Raw genomic sequence first — 1,548 nt, forward strand, 5'->3', positions numbered from 1 at the left:
ACCATGTCCGCTATGTGGTGGCGGGAGCGCTCGTCGCGCAGCAGGATGAGCGGACTGCGATCGAAAATCGGGCTCAGTTCGTGTCGATTGTAAGGTTTGTTGAACGGACCGAGGGACTGCGTGAAGAATACGGGATCCTTGCCGATGGCCGCATCCAGGCGGAACTGGTTCAGTCGCCGTTCAAGGTTGTAGTTCTCAACCAGATAGGTGCCGCCAGTCGTGACCACGAGGTCGGCGTTCTGGTAGATATCGAGGCCGCGGCGGTCGCTCTCCTTGAAAAAAGCGCGGCCGAGAAGGCTGTCAGAGCCGAAATTCCGCAGCACCTTGTGGACCAGCCGGTTGTAGTGCGGCTTGAGCCGATCTTTCACACCGCTTCCCGAAGGGTAGCGGAAGAGGGTCTCCGACAGGAGCTTGTGAAATTCCAGGTCGGGGTAATCCTTCTTTGGATAGAGCCTCGCGGCGACCTCGGGCTGGCTGTCGAAGACGAAAAAGCGCAAGCCGTCGCCGGCGACAGTCCTCAGAATGTGGCGAATGGCCAGCAGGATCGCTGCGTCTCCCGTGTTCAGGCAGACCGTGTTCTCGACGATGATCTTCATCGCATCTCCTCATCTTGGGCAGGTTTCCGAAAAAGGCGGCCCCCTTGTCGCCCAAATGCCGGTATGTCGATTCGCTGTGCCTGTGCGCTCGCCGCCACCCTTCCGACGACCGACCGGTCGCCAACCGTTGCCGAGGATAACTTAAGCTCAGGGTTTTTGCAGTGCAACAAAAAGCGCAATGCGCTTCGCTACGCCGCACCAAAATTGTTGCGATGCAGCAAAAGCTGTACTAGCATCCCCGATGGGTGGGCCGAACATCGGTCGAGTTTCATGCTGCATGTCTTGTACCTTGTGCATGACGTATCCGACCCGGCAGTGCGCCGCAGGGTCCAAATGCTCAAGGCAGGAGGCGCCGGGGTCACCCTGGCGGGCTTCCGTCGCACCGCCAGTCCGGTCGCCGAGATCGAGGGTAGCAGGCCTGTCGACCTCGGCGCGACACGCGACGGCCGATTCGCGCAGCGCCTCGGGGCGGTCGCCAAGGCAGCCATGTCGATCGGTGCGAAACTGGGCGTCATGCCCAGGCCCGATCTCATCATCGCGCGCAATCTCGAAATGCTGGCGCTTGCCCGCCGCGCCAATGCCGCTCTCGGGGCGAACGTGCCTATCGTCTATGAATGCCTCGATATCCATCGCCTGGTGCTGCGCGACGATCTTGTCGGCAGGACATTGCGCGGCGCCGAGCGTCATCTCGCCCGCGACGTGAAGCTTCTGGTGACCAGTTCGCCGGCCTTCATCGCCAATTATTTCGAGCTCTTCGGGCAGATCGGCGCGCCTGTCGAGCTGATCGAGAACAAATATTTCGAGGCGGCATCCGTTGTCGCCGCGCATTCTTTCGAGGACGACGGCCCGGCGACGCCGCCCTGGCGGATCGGCTGGTTCGGTGCGCTGCGCTGCCGCCGCTCGCTGGAGCTGGTGGCCGACTTCACCCGCCGGCAGGCGGGGCGGTTCGAGG

At 62.1% G+C, this 1,548-nt stretch carries 1 protein-coding gene and 1 pseudogene; one reads left to right on the forward strand and one right to left on the reverse strand.

All coding sequences use genetic code 11. The annotated features are described in order from the left end of the window. The coding region (locus tag EOA27_RS35900) for a polysaccharide pyruvyl transferase family protein (RefSeq protein WP_189562293.1) at positions 1-596 on the reverse strand (596 nt) is incomplete at its 3' end. Between the two features lie 270 nt (positions 597-866). Between EOA27_RS35900 and EOA27_RS35905 the strand changes: the two are divergent. Further along, positions 867-1,548, forward strand: a pseudogene (locus EOA27_RS35905) (glycosyl transferase family 1); the annotation flags it as partial.

The sequence above is a fragment of the Mesorhizobium sp. M2A.F.Ca.ET.037.01.1.1 genome (assembly GCF_003998075.1).
Classification (GTDB): domain Bacteria; phylum Pseudomonadota; class Alphaproteobacteria; order Rhizobiales; family Rhizobiaceae; genus Mesorhizobium.